The sequence below is a fragment of the Nonlabens ponticola genome, assembly GCF_003966335.1.
Classification (GTDB): Bacteria; Bacteroidota; Bacteroidia; order Flavobacteriales; family Flavobacteriaceae; genus Nonlabens; species Nonlabens ponticola.
In genome coordinates, this window is the sequence record NZ_CP034549.1 from 531613 (window position 1) to 551435 (window position 19823).

The window sequence follows — 19823 nt, forward strand, 5'->3', positions numbered from 1 at the left end:
CTAAATACTTTTCTTCAGCTTGCGCTTGACCAAGAATTGTTCGTAGAAAAAACTCAACATTTTAAGGCTACTTTTTATACTTCCATAGCCTAAATGCTCACGATAAACTGCATAATTATACTTGATCAAACCCCATTTGGATGCCGATAAGCCATCGCCCAATCTGTAAGAAGCAATAGGCTCTTGAATCCCGATGGCATCGCCGCCAGTTTTAAGGACGTCCAGCCACATGGCCCAATCCTGTCGTTTGCGCATGAGCGGTATCGGGATTTTACCTATGGCACTGGCGTCATAGATTCCTGTTAGATTACCTAGGTAATTGGTCTTAAGCAGCTCTTTATAAGTCAATACAGAGAAAACCTTGTGTATAGCTATTGGCTTGTCTGGATCATTTTCAAAGATTTCATAAGCTCCATAACTTACCGCCTTGCCGCCTTCCTGCATGGCTTGTATCTGCGTGGTCAATTTATGCGGTTTCCATAAATCGTCTGCATCCAAGAATGCTATGTAGCGACCTGTCGCGAGTTCCAGAGCTTTGTTGCGTGTAAATCCAGCACCCTTGTTAGAATGGTTTTGGAGTAATTTGAAGTCTATGCCTTGCGCGGTGTTTTTTGAGGTATAATCTTTCGCGAAAGCGTAACTACCATCATCACTTTTATCATCAACGAGACATATCTCAATAGGTCTATAATCTTGCTGCACGATGCTGTCCAGCGCCTGCCCTAACGTGTCTATCGCATTGAAAACTGGCATGATGACCGAGACGAGATCCATCTAGTAAGCTTTGTCTTCACCAGTAAAAATATTGCGCACGGTTCTAGCAATGATATTGAGATCCAGCATGGTGCTCCAGTTCTCGATGTAGTGAATGTCGTTGCGCACGCGGCCTATGATATCTTCTTCAGTCTCTACCTCGCCGCGATAACCGCTCACTTGTGCCAGTCCTGTGATTCCAGGTTTTACAAAGTGACGTACCATGAATTTATCCACACGCTCTGCATACATGTGTGTATGGCTTACCATATGTGGTCGTGGACCAACCACGCTCATATCACCCTTAAACACATTGAAAAACTGCGGTAGTTCATCAATACTGGTTTTGCGCATCAACTTACCCATTTTGGTAATGCGTTGATCGCCTCTGGTCACCTGATGTATATGTGCCCGATCATTAGGGCGCATAGATCTAAATTTATAACACTCAAACTCTTGATAGTCAAGTCCATTACGGCTTTGCTTAAAAAACACTGGACCTTTAGATTCTAATTTTATAAGCAATCCTATCAACGGCGTGAGCCATGACAAGACTCCTACTATTACTATTCCTGAAAATAGGATGTCAAAAGAACGCTTTGCAAATTGATTGACTGGATCGTCCAGCGGTATCTTGCGCAGGCTAGTCACTGGTGTGCTGCCATAATACTCGTACTTGAGTTGCTTTGACCTGATGTTTTCCTTGTCCAGGATAAACTTGAGCGTGCGCATGTTATTATCGGCAAAATCAGTAAGTTCTAGCAGCTCTTTATCATTCACATCACTCACACTGCAAAAGATCTCATCTACCTTGTGTGCTGTGACATATTCCTTAACCTGTGCAAGAGAGTACCCTGTAAATGAGGTGTCAAACATTTGTTTGATGCGATAACCATAGTCAGTATTGACCTTGAGAAATTTATGAAGCTGTGTCGTGTGCTCATTTTTCCCAACAATAACTATACTTCTAAAATTACCGCCCAAGGATTGACGATAAATTTTAAAGGCATAGAAAACAATGATTTTAATAACAGAAATAATCACAAAAACCGAGGAGACGTATTGAAAAACCGGCATGCTATTATTTGCAATTTGATAGTAATATCCAAAGAAGGCAAACACGATAAACAGGAACATGACAAACTGCTTGAGAATCTTCCACAAGACTTGAAATAAGGTTGTATTGCGATGAATTTGATAAAATTCTAACTGGATAGAACCCACGATCCAGCAAATACCAATGAATATGGAAAAGGAAATGTTATCAAAATCGGCAGCGAAGAAGAAACTCGTGCTACCCATGATCACCAGCAAATCCAGCAAGTACTGGAATGGCCTCGCAAGACTAGAATAGCGGCTATCGCGATAAGTCAGGCTATCTTTTAATATGCTGTCTGAAGTCCTTGTGTTCACTTTTTTGCAATTCTTCTGGAGACAATCCCTTGAAGTACTCAAAAGTACGTCTCATTCCTTCCTCACGACCTATTTTAGGTTCCCAATCAAGTAGCTTTTTGGCTAGGCTTATGTCTGGTCTTCTTTTAAGTGGATCGTCTGTAGGTAGCGGTTTGTGCGTCAACTTTTGATCAGTTCCTGTAAGCTTCAGGATTTCTTGAGCAAATTCCTTTATTGTAATCTCATGTGGGTTACCAATATTCACTGGCCCAGAATAGTCGCTATGCAGTAAACGATAGATGCCTTCTACCTGATCATCAACATAGCAAAAGGATCTTGTCTGCGACCCATCGCCAAAAATGGTCAAATCCTCACCTCGCAACGCCTGTCCCATAAATGCTGGAATCACACGACCATCATTGAGTCGCATACGCGGGCCGTACGTATTAAAAATACGCACGATGCGTGTCTCTAGGCCGTGATATCTGTGATAGGCCATGGTCATAGATTCCTGGAAGCGTTTTGCCTCGTCATAAACGCCGCGTGGTCCTATGGTGTTGACGTTACCGTAATAGGTTTCGGCTTGTGGATGCACTTGTGGATCTCCATAAACCTCAGATGTTGAGGCGATGAGTAGCCTGGCTTTTTTGGCCATTGCAAGACCTAACAAATTGTGGGTTCCTAGAGATCCAACCTTGAGTGTCTGGATAGGAATTTTTAAGTAATCAATAGGGCTTGCTGGTGAAGCAAAGTGTAATATGTAATCCAGTTTACCAGCAACATGTACAAATTTTGAAACGTCATGATGATGAAATTCAAAATTCTCTAGCGGGAAAAGGTGTTCTATATTCTTGAGATCGCCAGTGATTAAGTTGTCCATAGCGACCACGTCATAACCTTCCTTGATAAATCGATCACATAGATGTGATCCTAAAAATCCTGCTGCGCCTGTTATAAGAACTCTTTTTGCCATGATTATTGATAAAAGTTAAAAATAGTGATTCCCATGCTAACTATACCTGCTGCGATAATGCCTCGATCCATTGACTCAAAATTTGATCCTTTCCAAAGTTTGCTACCACATACTCTCTCGCACTTCTGCCTAATTTCTCTTGTGACTGTTGATCTGCTTGCCATTGCTGCATAATCTCAATGGCCTTATCTACATTATAATTTGTCATGTAGACGCCTGCTTGAGCATCTTCAATGACTGTTTTAACCTCTGATAGTTTGTTTCCAACGACCAGTGATGGTCTTGCACTGGCCATCATGCCTAGAAGTTTTGAAGGCATCACGGTATCGATGACATCTTCTTTTTGGAAAAGGATGTGCGCATCTGCACTGCAAAGCAAGTCGGATAAGTCATCGTAAGGTATAGGCTCATAAAAACTGACGTTTTCTTGTGAGAGCTGCCCTTGTAACCAGGTAAATTGAGAACCAGCTCCTACTATGGTTATGTGATAGTCTTTTTGTGGTAACGCTTTCGCGAAAGCAATAAAAAATTCCCAATCCTGTTTATCACCAACATTGCCGCTATATAAAATCTTGAATCTAGGATCCTTTAGGTAGGCGTGAGTCTGTGAATGGGATGGATCGATCTTCACAGGATCAATCCAGTTGGGCAAATAGTATGTCTCGCTGGTAGTTTTTGATTTAAGCTTTGAAATCATCAAATGGCTGATGGTACTTACCACGCTAGCTCTATCTAGCAGCTTACTTTCAAATTTGAATAGCGCTTTGAAAATCGACTTTTTACCAGAGCCTGAAAGTCCAGACTGCAGGGCAGCATCAAACTCAAAGTCTTGTATGTGAATCCAGTGATTGACTTTCCTGCGAGCGGCATGTCGTTTACCCAGCGCCGCTGCTGCTGTAAACGGAATAATGGAAATAACCAGATCTGCTTTCTTGATACGCGACAGATTCCAAAAGCTACCCCATGAAAAACTCAATAAATGAATGATGCGTTTGATGAAACTGGGCTTCTCTGGAACGTAGAATTTATAGCGGTAGATATCGCGGCCAGGCTGTTTTTCATGAACGTATGACTTGCCTATATCATAGGGCGCCTGGATCTTCCAGTGCGGATAATAAGGTACGGCAGTAACCACATTGACATGGGCGCCAGCAGCTACTAGCGCATCCACCATCTGGGTAGAATACAATCCTATCGCGGTATCTTCTGGCGCATAGTTAAGCCCAATAAAGGTGATGGATTTGCCCTGCAACATACTATCGATTTCTGATAATCACCGCTGGACTACCAGCACAAATCTTTCCTGCTGGAATATTTTTAAAAACACTACTGCGTGCGCCAATGACGCTGCCATCGCCTATGGATAGTCCTGGCGCCACAAACACATCTGTAGCGAGCCAGCATTGATCGCCGATAGTGATATCGTGCGATTCAATATCAAAGGCGACCGCATTATAATCATGAGTACCTGTACAAATGTATGACCGCTGTGAAACCACTGTATTTTTACCTATGTTGATCCTACCTAGACTATATAAAATCACCTCATCGCCTATCCAGCTATGATCGCCTATAGTTACCTTCCACGGGAACTGTGTCTTTACGGTAGGTCTTACGATAACATTTCTACCGATGTTGGCCCCAAATGCTCTCAACAAAAACCTGCGCCATCCGTACATGAATTGAGGCGAGCAGGCAAAAAGTGTAGACTGCACAATCCACCACAATTGAACGGTAACCGCACCACGACCACGGAAGTTGGGTGGTAATTTGAATTGATCCAGCTGCTGGTATGTTTTCTCACCTGCCATCAGTCACTAGCTCTTTTAAGCGGTTGGTAAACTTTGAATTTCCAATCATCAAAATTCTGTGGTTTCTGTGATACTATGGTAATCGTATGTTTTGTGTTGGGTAGGCCTTTTACAATAGTGTATTGACCAGACTTATCAACCCTCATGGGATCCATGAAAAGGGGCAATGTTTCAAATTTTATTTCTTGCTGATAGACCTTTTCATCGATCATTCTTTTTGACGGCGGTAAGAATCTTACATCACTGGGAATAAAGGAAATGCGTCCAGAGTTTGATTTAAAGTCACTGCCAGACGCACCGCTGCCATCTGTGCCTGTCTTGCTGCCCGTGAGATCTAACTTATAGGTGCTTTTATCATAATCAATATCATAAAAGTTTAAGGTCCATTCCTCTTCCAAATATTCAATATTATCATCCAGACCTATACTGCTGATTGCTGGATACCACTGACCCGGAAAACGGCCCAATCTGGTGACATAAAATAAGTTGCTTTTAAGAGCTCTTTTATCATCGATAAATATCTGAAAATCTGACTTTTTAATTCCTGCAGGAATGATAGCATCAATCCTATTGCCTTCAAATGATAATTTCAATTGCTTACTAGACTGGATATCAATAAATGCAGTATCAATGTACTGCACTTTTTTGATAGGACTAGTACTCTGTATTGACAAACCTTTCCTTATGGATTGTTTAATGATAAAATGTAATAGATCCTTTCCTAGGTCATTTGGGTGCACACGATCCTTGAGTAGGTCGGTAATTACCAATTCTGGATTGAGGTCCAGGAATTCTTTCCAATATTTCCTTACCTCGATAAAGCCAAATCCATTTTCAATAGCCAGAGACTTCATGATATTGGACTTTTTTGACTCACCTTCATTGAGACGACGTTGTCCACCTTCATCATTGACAAACGAGTAATGATGATCAAAAATCAGTACATCACTACCTAATCTGAGCCTGATCTCCTTAAAAAATTCATTGAGCACACCATCCTTGATACCGCCATAAACATGAAAAACAAGCAAGTCAGGATAATGGGGATACAAATCACTGGATGCCGTACGTATGAGTGTCGGTGCCCGGAAACCACCTATGCCATTATTAATAACTTGTACTTCTTGCTTTGGTAGCAAGTCATCAAAAAACTCCTGTAATGACTTGTTTTCCAGGCTTGCAACAATGGACTGACCATACATCTGTACTAAAAATGACTCTCCAGGAACACCTGTATTCTTGATCCTGCGCAAGTTGTCCAGATGGTTTGCTACTAGCGTATCTGCTGTGATTTCAGGTAGTTTGTAATCGCTTAATTTTTGAGCATAAAGTGGGGCGGCGCTCAAAAACATAATGGCAAATATAATTAGCGATTTGAAAGCGAGACAATGGTTTAAAAAGTATGGTGTTTTAGAGCTCATAGCAAGATTCAAAGGTATGAAAACATGTCTAGCATGTAAGACCTTGCTTACACATCAAGAATTTATGATGCGTTTTAGATTATCGGTGAAATGTGACACTCGATAATGCTTTTTTGCACGAGAGTAATTATGCTTACCTATCCTTGACATTTCATCAGGATTTGAAGACAGCTTCTCGAGAGCATTAGTAATGCTTGCTGGGTTTCTTGCCTCCACAAAAAAGCCGTTTTCAGCTTCCACAAAAATATCTGGAATACCAGAGTGAGGCGTTACTAGACATAAATTACCAGTTGCCATGGCTTCAAGGATAGATATGGGTTGACCTTCCATGGAATAATATGTAGGTAATATGAAGACGTTAGACCAAAGCAGCAGGTCTTTTTTCTGCTGGACATCGACCACGCCCACATATTGCGTGTATTGAAGGTCAGCAAATAATTGATCAAACTCATGTGTTTTCTCGCTTGAAATATTACCAGCAATTCTGGCTTGATAGCTTATACCTTTTTCCTTTAGGATCTTGAGAGCAGCAAGCACGTCAAAAATCCCTTTTTCTTCCATTAGATTACTTAGATATACAATTTGCAGCTTGTTGTACTCTTTTTTGGCTATTACCTGCTGTGGTAGGAATAACTCGTCAATCACAAAGTTTTTTAGGCTGTAGATTTTTTCTGATTCTATGAAAGGCTCAAAATTAGGCTTGAGTGAATCTGATAGGACGATGCCTTTATCAGTTTGAGACATGAGGTGGTGAAACAGTAGTTTTTTAATGCCCGTGAGCATGTGATATTGCCTTCCCAAAAAATTGCCGTGGATATGCTGTATGATTTGGGCGCCTGTGATGCGCGCCATGAGAATGAATAGGCTGTATTTTACAACTCCAAAAAACGTTTGTCCTGGTGTCAAATAAAGAATGTCCTTGCCCAGTACCTTATAAAAAGACAATTGTAGCTTTAGATAAAACCATAGTTTTTTGGCGCTTATCGCGCCCAACTTTTCATTAAAGTCTGGAAAGCTGCTGTTGATGCTACTCACACGATAGGCAGCGCCTCGTGACAATTGATCATAAACGACTTTATTTGCCAGCGACACACCTGTCGTAGGTTGCGGGAACGGTCCTATAATAAGTATTTTTTTAAGAGACATCAATCGGCAATATAGCTAAGTGTTCTATTACGGCGGCAAGGTAAGGTAATCGTATGGCAGTAGGAATAGGGTCACATGATTTTACCTGACATAACCGCTCTAGAGTTGTAGAGATGATGATTGGGATTACGCTTTCGCGAAAGCATAATACATACAATCTTACCAACATTAAAAATGCCCGAGGTACGAGAATTAGATTACCTCTCGTATAACTCGCAGATCATTGGATTTTATATAGTTTTACGGCATGGCTAATATTGTCACATCTATTTGTGTTGATTCACCGCTTAAGAGCGATCAAAAGGGTTCACATTATCCACAATTGAAAAATCAAGATGATATACGCGCTGTTTATTGGCGTTGTGTGGTCACCTTTTGTATTACCGCGAGATATTTTCATCCAGATCAGTCTGTGATCGTTTATACCAACGACGATGAGCCGTTATTACTAGGTAACAATTATCATGTTCAAGAAGAATTGCTCAAAACGGGTGTTGAAATACGGCTGCTCGATTTTGAAACTTTTGATCCAGGTGAGTTTTCAAGTTCCTTTAGAAACGCATTTTTCAAGCTAGAGGTAATTAAGGCCTTAGGCAATTTGAAACAGCCGTCCATATTACTTGATAGTGATTGTATATGGACGCACCGTGATAGCAGTATTTTTGAGATCATCAGTACGAATGATAAACTATTGCTCAAGGACACGTATCAAAGAAGTGCCACACCGCAACTTAAAGAGCCACATGGATTGAGCATGCAGGATATGAAAGAGGTGTATGAGCAGTTTGAGATTGACGGCTTGTTCCTTAAAGTTGATTATCCTGTCTGGTATGGTGGCGAGATTATAGGTGCGACCGCGGCGACTTTAAAAGAGATCGCCCGCCGATTAGAGCTTACTTTCAATTATTGCTATGAACAGGCACAAGCAGGAAATCTTATCAAATTTAATAACGGGTATGCCATCTTTGATGGTGATGAACTTATAAGTTCTTATGTATTCAATACGCTGGATCCAGATGTAATCATTGACATTTATGGCCTTCATGCTAGGCGTTTATGGACTGGAATAGGTTATAATAATGTCCAGCCAGACGATATACACTTACCAATATGGCATTTACCCGCAGCAAAACAAGATGGGTTGCTGGCACTATTTCACGAACTTACTAATGCTTCTCAATCTAGATTTTTTGAAATGGACAGTGGTCTTGATCTGTTCCTGGGCAAATATTTTGGTATTCCTTATGGCAACTATCCCTTAATGAAAAAACCAATAAGGTTTATCAAGAAAACTGTGCGTCGCTTTTTGAAATAGCAGCTGTTACATCTATTGGAGTAATTGATATTGACTTCTTGTTTTTTCCTTTAAATACTTGGTAGAAAACAAAGGTGAAAAATGCAAAATATAAAACACCGTTTTCTCGCTCAAGAATGTTTTCTGAGAACATGATGAGCAGGTAAAAAGACACTACAGCTATAGCCAGATGCGCTTCTCTCTTTCTAAGCCTATAGAGTATAAAAAGCATTAAAACTATAAAGGTTATCGCTCCAATCGCTCCTACTCTCAAGAAAATACTCATAAACTGGTTATGGGTATTATACTTGTATTTGGCTAACGTTGGATTCTTTTCATTGTAACATTTCAATAACTCATCTTTTGCATCACCTACTCCATAACCAAAGAGACCTGCTTCTGGTGCGATGTCATTGACGCAATCAAATATGGCGACCCTAATATTAGTTGAAGACATTTGCTCACCGCTCGTTTGTCCAGAAATATTGAGCAATTCAGAGAATTTTCTATTGACTTTAGGTTGAAAAATGATCACACAGATAAACAACCCGCAAATGCTTGTTAGTGCGATAATCGCACTTTTATTCTTGTAAGCAAAAACGAGATAAAGCGCTGTTATAACCAGAGAAATAATCGGTCCTTTTTTTATTACAATAAGCATGAAACATGCGATAATGATACTCATGAAGATGAGGACAGCAAATGCCCATTTCTTTTTGAGCTTTGACAACAAATAGAAGGAAAACAAGATTGCTACCGCACCATGCATTGCTAGATAGATAGGGTGCAAATTGTAAGGGCCCAAATCCTTATTGATGACTGTCGGGAAATGCTGGAAAAGAGACATTCCATAATGTTCTATAAAAATGCACCAGAATATGATTAGAGTCAAGGTGACCGAGACTATGTAAACCCAAAGAAATTGAGAGAAATTGCGCTTTATTTTTTCTATAACGGCGATAGGTAGCAAACCACTGAAAATAGGAATGATGAGCAAGGATAGACCTGTCTCCATCTTTCGCAGCCCTATTTCCATATTTTCTGTGTAGGATAGGCTTACAGCATATAAAATGTATAAAGCAGATCCAGCGATCATCATGCGATAATCTTTTATACTGCGCTCTGGCTGTTTAAAAAATAAAAAAAGTGTGGTTGCTGTTATCAGCCCCAGCAAAATGTTGCGAGCAAAGTTGGGTAGCAGCGGCATTGTAAAAGCCACCATCAATAATGTATAGAGGTAGTTTTCGATACGATCGATTTTTAAAGTGCTACTTTGTGGCATTCTTTTTTCTAGAGTAAATTATCATGTCTAGTACTTGTTCCATAGATTTAGGAAGCAAATACATACTAAATAAGGCGCCGCCTAAATAGGCTATACCATTGGTAAAATCACCCCTTAATAGCATGAGTAAATGCAATGCAAAATAGATCGCCATACATTGTTTAAGCAATTGGCCAGAAAGTAACCATTTTCTAAAATACATCATGGTTATCACCAATAAAAACGCAAAAATGACCATTCCTATATGACCAAAGTTATCATAGGCTTCAGACACAAAAGGGTTTGACAAGTTGGTAAAGGTAAACCCATAATTGTCTTTCAAGGTATTTCCCACAATTAATCCTGAGGATGGTGGCTTTGATGGCCATATGGCTCTGGGAACAAAGAACAATAAACCGCTAAGCATCTGATATCCATAACTGAATCCCTTATTGGCAACATGTTCAATCACCACTCCTATATTCATAAAGGCATCATAATTCAAGCTATAATAACCCTTAGTCAATACACCTTCTTCTATCCCTGATAATAATAGGGAAGGATCTTGCACAATATCTTCTAGCGGGTAATCTATATGTGTCAACAATTGTGCTAGCGGGAAACCTACCAGCATCGCCAGAAATATCATGGCCGTGGTTTTCAAATTGCTGGTAATGAGCCTAGGTATAAATAAGAAGATCAAAATAAAGAAGATAGGTCCCAACTCGTGACGCTTTGTCGCTAGCGGATTCTTAAAAAAGAGCAGCAACAAAAAGAAACATGCTAGAGCCATATAGTAAATCATCTTATTTGAAAGCTTGCCGGCAGCGCGCAGTGCTTTGACAGTAATGATGATACCTACGAGAGGAAAGACAAAAAGAATTTTTGTCTTGACTAATCCTTCTATAACCGACACATCATGTGACTGCCACGATGGTCTATTGAGCTCGTCAATTACAAATTGAAATTGAGTGACGAGTATGAGCAAGGTCAGCACCAGCCATATAACAATCATGTACGGAGTCGTTCTTCTGGCTGTGCGGTTTTTTAATTCGCCAACGATACGTTTACTGGTGAATCGCGATGAAAATGCAACGTAGAGTATTGAGAACACTGTATTAAAAAGTGCAATGAGCCACAACGTATGGATCACAAGATCTTCCTGATATGGAAACTTGTGTACAAAAACAGGATCGTCCATGGCCGCGAGTGTGGTAATTTGCGACATGGGTGCCACTAGAAAAAACAGGTAGTTGAATACTAGAAAAGTGGATAAAAATGGACTATATCCTTTCTCAAGATATAAGTGGTAAAAAAACAGGAATGTAATTATGCAGAAGTTGAGCGTGAACAATCCATAAATCACATTGTTCTCTGGTTCAAAATTGTAAAAATGAAACAGACTGACAATAAAATATATGAGCACAAAAACCTCCTTTAATCTAAACATCTACAAGGTTTAAAAAAGGTTGAGCCATTCTTTCTATACTGTATTTTTCCTTACAAGATTGCATGATATTCTCACGCTGTTCTACCCAATACTGTTTGCTGTGATAGATATCTATTAAGCTTTTTGCTAGACCATCAACATCATCTGTCTTTATAAAAATGCTATTGTTTGAGTTTGCCGCCTCAATTTCTGGACTGTGGATCTCATCTTTGCTGATGATCATGGGCACACCAAAACTCAAGCTCTGTATCAAATTCAAGCCTACATATCCTGGCGAAACGCTCACGAGAGATTCTAGATAATATTCTTTTAAAACACTATTATCAAATATAGGGTCTTTGACAAGGATACATTTATCCAGCTCATGCGCTTTGATATAGGCGTTTATCAATTCCTTTTCTGGTCCTGATCCTATCACGATTAACTTGGCAATCGTCGGTAAATTCTTGATCGCTTGATGAAAGCCTTTTACCAGTAGCATGGGTTTCTTTTCTGGTACCAGTCTGCCTACATAAATGACGTTATTGATGCCGGCTGGATCTGTAGACGTGGTCATCTCTTCTTGACGCATCAATGCATTTGACGAGGCGCTTATGGATGCTTGTGGCATGCGCTCTTGCAATTCTTTTTTTTGGCTAGTCGTATATGTAATGATATGTGTAGCTAGCGATCGCATAGCATTGCGCAACTTATCAGATGCAGAATCACTACCAGATCTAGGCCAAGCATGACCCCATAGAGTTGTCTTAAGTCCTCTAAGCTTACGATATATTAATATGGACCACACAGTCACATTACGTGGATTGAGCTCTAGAACCAGCGAGTCGTGTGTATTCTTTAAGTTGCTGATGCCTTTGTTATAGATAAACTTTCTGCGCAATAAATAGCGATTGATTATTCTTTTATCAATCTCAATAGAATCATCAGATTTTATGGACCTTTCAAAAGTGCTATCGCCTGCAACGAGTTCAAATCGATCGCCTAAATGCTCTTTTAAATACTCAAAAAAAGGCACGCGATATCCTGGTATGATATTCTGGACTATGATCAATTTTTTGGCGCGCTCACTCATGTAGTTTTAATGTCCAGATTTTTATCCTTAAAGCAAAATAAATACACAGAAATACTCAACATGATCACCTCAACACTAGTAAAAATAATAGCTGCGGCATGAATATCATGATCCGGTATAAATATCAAACCAGAAATAATCGCAATAATGGCTCCAGTAGCTAGCACCTGCAACCTGCGATTGTAAAGTTTGCGTGCTGGTGCATATAAGGTGACGTAAAGCATTGTCAAGGACGATGTGAATGATACTATCGTCATGATTTCAAACAACCAGATATAATCTAGAAATACCGTATTGTCAAAAAGCAACGTCAATAAAAATTCACCAAAAAAGAAAAAGAAACATGACAGCGACAAACCTATCATGGCAATATATGGTATCAACTTCTTAATGTGGTCTCTCATACTTCCTGCCGCCTTTCTTGAAATGAATGGATAAAGCACTTGATAAATAGGCATGAAAACGCTCTTTGAAGCGACAATCATCTTCTCAAAGATGCTGTAGATACCTACGATCTTATCACCATGAAAAATACCCAAAATCAAACCAGTAGAAATAAGCCCAGCCGTTGAAGTGATATTAGAAACCGTGACAGCAAAACTCTCCTTGATAAAAGTTTTAAACTCTGGAATGATGACCATTTTCAAGCGCGTATGCTTAAGCGCCAGAATTAAACTAAGCAATCCAGCCACAATAAATCCTAGACTATTGAAAGCTGGCACATACATGTAATCATCTGGAGTTGATACAAAAAACAAAATACTTAGGGTAAAAATCACCTTGGCAATCACGTTCACGATCGTGATAACCTGCATTTTTTCAATCCCTTGAAAGAACCACACGGGAAATATCGCTTGTCCCATGACCATTCCATAGCTTAAAAGATATACCAGCCACTCTTCCCTAAATCGCTCAAAACTAAAAACCACACCAACCAAGACCACAAACAACACCGTGATCATGATCGATCTAAACCAGATGATACTCGAGAAAAAATCTGAATAGTCCTGCTTGTTTTCCCGCATGATAGCGACCTCACGCGTTGCAGTAATATTGAACCCAAAGTCTGATATTACTAGGAAAAAACTCATGAGATATTGGGCAAACATCACCAGACCAAATTTCTCCAGACCCAATCGCTGCTCCAGTAATGGTAGGATGATGAGCGGCAGTATAAAATTGAGGCCTTGTAAGGTAGCTACATAAAAATAGTTCTTGACAACTGCCCTTTTATCACTGGTAAATTTGAACGCCATGAGCAGTCTAGCTTTATCTATTTATGCCTTGTCTAGATATGCTTCATACATCATATCAACACCTTTTTCTAGGCTCACCTCATGTTTCCAGCCTAGTGCGTGCAGCTTTGACACATCAGTCAACTTGCGTGGTGTGCCGTCAGGTTTTGAGCTGTCCCAATTTAATTTGCCAGTGTAACCTACTGTTTTCTTGATCAATGCTGCAAGTTCCTTGATCTCGATGTCTTCACCAGTACCTATGTTTAGGTGTGTGTTTCTTACCTCTTTTTGCTCGCCTGCAACGTCCTTAAAATCTATGTTGTGCATTAGATACACACAAGCTTTGGCCATATCGTGTGACCACAAAAACTCTCTTCTAGGCGAGCCTGTTCCCCATAATTCGATGCTTTCTTTTGTAATGCCGTGTTTGGATAGTTCCGCTTTCGCGAAAGCAAAATTCTCAACATCCATTTCCTTGACAAGAGCTTGCTCGTTACCATCCATGAGTAATTTACCCAGGTGCATTTTCCTGATCAAAGCTGGCAACACGTGACTTTTTTCTAGATCAAAATTATCATTTGGGCCATACAGATTTGTAGGCATGACGCTTATGAAATTGGTGCCGTACTGCAAGTTATAGCTCTCGCACATCTTGATACCAGCGATTTTGGCAATGGCATAAGGTTCATTGGTATATTCCAGCGGTCCAGTGAGCAAACTGTCCTCTGGCATAGGCTGTGGCGCCATTTTAGGGTAGATACATGTACTGCCCAGAAACAATAATTTCTTCACGCCATTCAAGTAACTGTGATGGATCACATTGTTCTGGATCATCAAGTTCTTGTAGATAAAGTCTGCGCGATAGATGTTGTTTGCTACAATGCCACCTACCGTCGCTGCGGCGAGAAAAACATAATCAGGCCTATGATCCTTAAAGAATTGCGCGGTTTGCTGCTGGTCTGTAAGATCTAGTTGCTTGTGCGTTCTCAAGATCAGGTTTTCATAGCCTTGATCCTTGAGCTCCTGTAAAATGGCGCTACCCACGAGACCGCGGTGACCAGCAATATAGATTTTGGCAGATTTCTCCATTAGGTATTTTCTATAGACTTACTTGTCTCATGACAAAACTTCTTTTTATAAAGAAGATTGCATGGATATTGATCTACTCATAGTAATTATTAATGCGGTAACCTCCTCTATTCAAATACTCGTCGCGAGACATGAGATGCAAGTCACTCTTCATCATGTCGTTGACCAGTTCTTGCAGTTCTATTTGTGGTACCCAGCCCAGTTTTTCCTTGGCTTTTGATGGATCGCCTATCAATAGGTCTACCTCCGTTGGTCGGAAGTATCTCTCGTCCACTGCAATTACTTCCTTTCCTATTTCTAGCTGGTAATCAGGATTTGAGCAAGATTTTATGGTTCCCTTTTCATCAACTCCAGTGCCTGTAAATTCTAGCTCTACACCTATGTATTCAAACGCCATGCGCACAAAATCACGCACGCTGGTAGTTTTTCCTGTGGCTATTACCCAATCTTCTGGCTCATCATGCTGCAGGATCATCCACATCATGCGAACATAATCCTTCGCGTGACCCCAATCGCGCTTGGCATCCAGGTTTCCTAGATAACAGGTGTCTTGCAAGCCTTTGGCGATTTTAGAAACCGCACGAGTAATTTTTCTAGTCACAAACGTCTCACCGCGCACGGGCGACTCATGATTAAATAAGATACCATTACAGGCAAACATGCCATAAGCCTCGCGGTAGTTAACCGTTGCCCAGTAGGCATACATTTTGGCCACCGCATACGGGCTGCGTGGATAGAAGGGCGTCGTTTCTGACTGCGGTACTTCTTGCACCTTACCATAAAGCTCTGATGTTGAGGCCTGATAGACGCGTGTCTTTTTTTCCATGCCTAGTAACCTCAGTGATTCTAGGATACGCAGGGCGCCTATACCATCCGCATTAGCAGTGTATTCTGGCATTTCAAAAGATACCTGCACGTGAGACATGGCCGCAAGATTGTAAATCTCATCAGGTTGGGTCTCGTTGATGATTCTTGTCAGGTTTGTAGTGTCAGTCAAATCGCCATAATGCAGGTGGAATTTGACATTTGCCTCATGCGGATCTTGATACAGGTGGTCAATACGGTCTGTATTGAAAAGGCTGGCGCGACGTTTTATACCATGAACGGTATATCCTTTCTTTAATAAAAACTCGCTCAAATAGGCACCGTCCTGACCTGTAACTCCAGTAATTAAGGCTACTTTACTCATGCTACTTTTCTTAACAATTCTAATGTGCGAAAATACACTAACTCCTAGACTTATACCTTTCCAGAACTTCTTCAAGCGCGGTATCAATTGTTGGAATGTCATAATTAAAGGTCCTTCTAATAGCATCAGTATTCATGACGCTGTACGACGGCCTACTTGCAGCAGTCTTGAATGAGCTTGTAGGATGTATGTTTTTAGGTACGTTGGATTTTTGGGATATCGCTTTCGCGAAAGCATACCACGTCAACTCGCCTTGATTAGTATAATGATAAACACCGTGCTCGTCAGGATCATTCTCAACCAGATGGTTGATGAACAGCGCTACACTGTCTGCGCTGGTAGGCGACCCTAGCTGATTATCAACTACGTGCATCTCTTCTAGGTTATTTTCTAGCACCCATCGCATGAAATTCTTACCATGAGCAGCGTACAACCAGCTTATTCTAAAAATGTAAAAGCTGGACATGTTATCCTGGATATATTGTTCTCCCAGCAACTTGCTAGCGCCATACACATTAATAGGTCTCACGGCATCGTGCGGTCTATATGGTAGTGTGGCATTCCCGTCAAAAACATAGTCCGTGGAAAAGTGAATAAGCGTGACCCGATGATGCTCGCAGATTTGTGCCAGCTGCCTGACTGCGGTGGCGTTTATTTTGTAGGCTTTCTCGACTTCAGTTTCTGCAAGATCCACTGCGGTGTAGGCCGCACAGTTGATAAAATAATTTGGCCGATACCTAATTATGGCTGCGGTAATATCTCTAGTACAGCTAATGTCAAGCTCGTCGCTGCCCAGCGCGATCAAATCATGATCTACCAGCGCTTGTTGCATGCTTATTCCCAGCATACCATTTGCGCCAGCAAGTAGAATCTTTTTCAAAGGCTAGGCTGTTTGCTGAGAGTCTGGGTAATTCTTAAGGAATTTCCAGATAGTGGGTATTATTGCGATAAGCAACCCTAATCCAAAAAATACAAGCAAATATTTGAGCTTCAAGTGCTTCTTTTCGATAGTACCGCGAGTGATGAATTGCGATTGTATGTTGACCGTGTCTTCATTGAGGTATTTGGTCTCTCTCAACTCATTCAACTGCGCCAACACGATCCTTTTTTCATCAAAAAGCTGAGTAAGCGCGTCTGATGGCTTTTGATCTCCTAGATATAGGGTCGTTCCTGCATTAACTGGTATGTCTTGAGCGGTGATGGCTTTTTGATAACCAGAAATTAGCGAGTCCAGTTCCTGCAACTGGTAATTGAGTGCCTTGATATCAAATTCTGTATTCTCCAGCGTTGATTGCTTTGCGCCCTTTATGGCGGCGTTGACTTCAACCTTGACGAGATCATCAATGATCTCTACTAATGTTGCACGATCCTTGCTTGATGCTGTGATTTCATAGTATTGATAATCGATCTCACGCTTTGCTTCCTTAAAACCCTCAAAGCTGAAGTTCTCCAGCGCCATAGTATCTGACCTTCTCGCCAGCTCGTCATATTCCTTGAGCAACTCAGTATCATTATAACTAGGCTCTATGTAAAATCCAGAAAGATTTTCGGCTTCTACTGTGGTGATGTCAAGTTCTTTGGCCAGTTTATCATACACACCTTCTTCCACCAAAGCGTTGTAATACTTAACGTTAGAAATGAGCTGGGTAACGCTATTAAAATTAGGTTCAACGCGCACCAAGGCACTGTATTTATCCTTGACCTGTTGATCCATGTAATACCCTAGGCCTAAGCCTATAAGCACAAAAACACCTATCAAGATAATGTTGCGTTGCAGGAAAACAAAAAACAACAATATCCCGTGAATGATTGCCTTGAATAAGTTGGCTATTCCACGACCTAGATTTTTAAATCCATTTCCTATCCATTCAAAAACGGGTAAAAGATCTGCTTCTTGATCCTCTTGCGGCTTATTATATGGGTCACTCATGCTCGTCGTGGCTTAATTTTAATGCTCAAATATAGTGGATGCGGTGATAACCTGTGCTTACGCATCTGGCGCAACAGGTTTTACAACGCTGTTTTCTAGAATTTGTTCTAGGATCTTTTCAGTAATTACATAAACTGGCTTTACACCTGTAAGACCTAAACCACCACTGGCAAGTGTATGGCCTGTTTTCAATGGATTATCGCTAGCATAATATGCATAACGCACTTTTACTTTCTTACTGATGCTGCGACGCACTTTGGATGCCGCTTGAATCGCTTTTTGATAATGTGCACCTTCCATTTCAAGACCTATCACACGCCAGCTACTGTTGTAGAAGTATTCAAGTACATCCTTGTTTTGAAGAGAAGTTCCCAAAACAGTGACCATAGAGCCGCTCACGACGCTCAATCCATCTGTTTTGAGATCTTTTTTACTCAGTCTATTTTTAAATGGATAATTATCTGCCGTGCCTTCAAAAACGTGGGCATCTGGCACCATAATATCACCTTTCTCGCCTTCAAGAATTCCAGCTTTACCCATAATACTGATGGACTTGATATTCATCATTTTATAATCATCCTTGCCGGCTTTGTAAGGTTTTAATAATTCATCCAGTGTTTCATAAGCCTGTTCTCCAAATGCGTAGTCCATAACTATGATGACTGGTTTTTGATCTGTTCCGCTTTCGCGAAAGCTGTCTTCACAAAATCCTACCTGCTCAAATTGGAATCTCGCGGTATCAAATATCTGCACGTCAATATTAGTACCGCTCTCATCCTTGAGTTCTTGCATACCGTTCTTGAGCGCCATTTTCTTGATCACATCGCGGTTTTTCTTGCCTGCATCGTTACTCAAAGAAGCAAAAACTTCCATTCTACCTTTTTTTTCCATTTCTGTTTTTAAGGCTTTGGGGCCATAAATGGAATTCATTACACTGTGCAAGTTGGCACTGATGATGTGCAGCGGTCGATCAAATAAATCATGATCGATCAAATGCTTTTTGATGCGTGTTGCCCAGCGATCACCATGAATATGGTGACCTAATCTCTCGCGTAATACGGGTGAAAATGTAACGACACGCTTTTGCTCGTCCATAATCTCACGCTTGCCTAGCAATCCTAAATGGTAAATCGTACTCAAGAATTGATTAGGATTATGCGGCGTTGCAAAGTCATCATATACGTTCACGACCTCTTCAAAGGTTCTACCCAGAATATTTGCCGTGTGTGTTATGGCGACTTCTTTCTCTTCCTGGCTTAGTTTCTTTTTTTGAACGGCGTCTTCCAGACAATTCCAGTCTCTGGTCGTGTTGCCGTTCTCGCCAATAATCACGCGTTTCATGATCTTGTGAGATTCAATCATCAGGAATGTCAAGTGCGTGAGGATATCATAGATCTCTGATCTACCACGAGTGATCTCAATATTCATCTGGTGCTTATCGATGCGATAGCAGTTACGGCGGCGTTTTTTAGGAACAATCGCCTTGAAGTGGCTGCCAGAATAACCTTCATCACTGGTCAAATTGATATAGGTACATTCCTCGATGCCCATGGGCAATCGATCCATGACATAAAGCAAGCCACTCAACTCGATCTTATCCTCTGCAATGGAACCGTAGATTTCAGGACGTATGGTAAGCAGCGACTCGCGCAAGGATTCACCACTCACGCCCATAGGCTTGTAAAATCCACGATTGAATAAGTGACGCATGGTGATATACATGCGCTCGATAGCATTGGTACTTTCTTGTGCTCTAGTTCTAGGCTCTACGTTAATGATGGGCATAAAAGGTAATTTCTATGCAAAG

At 40.8% G+C, this 19823-nt stretch carries 17 protein-coding genes; 1 reads left to right on the plus strand and 16 read right to left on the minus strand.

From position 1 onward, the window contains the following. The 7 genes from EJ995_RS02265 to EJ995_RS02295 form a co-directional block, all read right to left on the minus strand. Positions 1-774, minus strand: a complete 774-nt coding sequence (locus EJ995_RS02265) for a glycosyltransferase family 2 protein (RefSeq protein ID WP_126445205.1) — start codon at positions 772-774, stop codon at positions 1-3. After that, positions 775-2166 carry an exopolysaccharide biosynthesis polyprenyl glycosylphosphotransferase gene (locus tag EJ995_RS02270; protein WP_241234673.1) on the minus strand — a complete coding sequence of 464 codons (1392 nt, stop codon included), beginning with the start codon at positions 2164-2166 and terminating at the stop codon, positions 775-777. After that, positions 2129-3118 (minus strand): UDP-glucuronic acid decarboxylase family protein, encoded by a 990-nt coding sequence (locus EJ995_RS02275; protein WP_126445207.1) that lies wholly within the window; start codon positions 3116-3118, stop codon positions 2129-2131. The genes EJ995_RS02270 and EJ995_RS02275 overlap by 38 nt, the downstream gene beginning before the upstream one ends. A gap of 40 nt (positions 3119-3158) precedes the next feature. After that, positions 3159-4373 (minus strand): WcaI family glycosyltransferase, encoded by a 1215-nt coding sequence (locus tag EJ995_RS02280; protein ID WP_126445209.1) that lies wholly within the window; start codon positions 4371-4373, stop codon positions 3159-3161. A gap of 1 nt (position 4374) precedes the next feature. Beyond that, a complete protein-coding gene (locus EJ995_RS02285) occupies positions 4375-4929 on the minus strand; it encodes a putative colanic acid biosynthesis acetyltransferase (protein WP_126445211.1) in 555 nt (184 codons plus the stop codon). Further along, a complete protein-coding gene (locus tag EJ995_RS02290) occupies positions 4929-6281 on the minus strand; it encodes an SGNH/GDSL hydrolase family protein (protein ID WP_164549860.1) in 1353 nt (450 codons plus the stop codon). The genes EJ995_RS02285 and EJ995_RS02290 overlap by 1 nt, the downstream gene beginning before the upstream one ends. A 123-nt stretch (positions 6282-6404) precedes the next feature. Further along, positions 6405-7496: a glycosyltransferase family 4 protein gene (locus EJ995_RS02295; protein WP_126445215.1), complete on the minus strand. Its 1092-nt coding sequence runs from the start codon at positions 7494-7496 to the stop codon at positions 6405-6407. A gap of 247 nt (positions 7497-7743) precedes the next feature. Between EJ995_RS02295 and EJ995_RS02300 the strand changes: the two genes are divergently transcribed. Continuing rightward, positions 7744-8811 (plus strand): hypothetical protein, encoded by a 1068-nt coding sequence (locus tag EJ995_RS02300; RefSeq protein ID WP_126445217.1) that lies wholly within the window; start codon positions 7744-7746, stop codon positions 8809-8811. Here EJ995_RS02300 and EJ995_RS02305 read toward each other — a convergent pair. The 9 genes from EJ995_RS02305 to EJ995_RS02345 form a co-directional block, all read right to left on the minus strand. Beyond that, positions 8780-10072: an O-antigen ligase family protein gene (locus EJ995_RS02305; protein ID WP_126445220.1), complete on the minus strand. Its 1293-nt coding sequence runs from the start codon at positions 10070-10072 to the stop codon at positions 8780-8782. The genes EJ995_RS02300 and EJ995_RS02305 overlap by 32 nt on opposite strands. Beyond that, the gene (gene wzy, locus EJ995_RS02310; RefSeq protein WP_126445222.1) at positions 10059-11501 is read right to left on the minus strand and encodes an O-antigen polysaccharide polymerase Wzy; all 1443 of its coding nucleotides are present in this window, start codon (positions 11499-11501) and stop codon (positions 10059-10061) included. Before wzy ends, EJ995_RS02305 begins: the two co-directional genes overlap by 14 nt. Then, on the minus strand, positions 11494-12573 hold the full coding sequence (locus tag EJ995_RS02315; protein ID WP_126445224.1) for a glycosyltransferase: 1080 nt from the start codon (positions 12571-12573) through the stop codon (positions 11494-11496). The genes wzy and EJ995_RS02315 overlap by 8 nt, the downstream gene beginning before the upstream one ends. Next, the gene (locus EJ995_RS02320) at positions 12570-13829 is read right to left on the minus strand and encodes an oligosaccharide flippase family protein (protein ID WP_126445226.1); all 1260 of its coding nucleotides are present in this window, start codon (positions 13827-13829) and stop codon (positions 12570-12572) included. Before EJ995_RS02320 ends, EJ995_RS02315 begins: the two co-directional genes overlap by 4 nt. Positions 13830-13850: 21 nt before the next feature. Further along, complete coding sequence (locus tag EJ995_RS02325) at positions 13851-14897, minus strand: GDP-L-fucose synthase family protein (RefSeq protein WP_126445228.1); 1047 nt, start codon at positions 14895-14897, stop codon at positions 13851-13853. A 73-nt stretch (positions 14898-14970) separates the two neighbouring features. After that, a complete protein-coding gene (gene gmd / locus EJ995_RS02330) occupies positions 14971-16086 on the minus strand; it encodes a GDP-mannose 4,6-dehydratase (RefSeq protein ID WP_126445230.1) in 1116 nt (371 codons plus the stop codon). Between the two features lie 37 nt (positions 16087-16123). Continuing rightward, the gene (gene rfbD / locus EJ995_RS02335; protein ID WP_126445232.1) at positions 16124-16966 is read right to left on the minus strand and encodes a dTDP-4-dehydrorhamnose reductase; all 843 of its coding nucleotides are present in this window, start codon (positions 16964-16966) and stop codon (positions 16124-16126) included. A gap of 3 nt (positions 16967-16969) precedes the next feature. Continuing rightward, entirely contained in the window at positions 16970-18016 is a 1047-nt protein-coding gene (locus tag EJ995_RS02340; RefSeq protein ID WP_126445234.1) for a hypothetical protein, read from the minus strand. Between the two features lie 57 nt (positions 18017-18073). Continuing rightward, a complete protein-coding gene (locus EJ995_RS02345; RefSeq protein ID WP_164549861.1) occupies positions 18074-19801 on the minus strand; it encodes a DUF6909 family protein in 1728 nt (575 codons plus the stop codon). Positions 19802-19823: the final 22 nt, after the last annotated feature.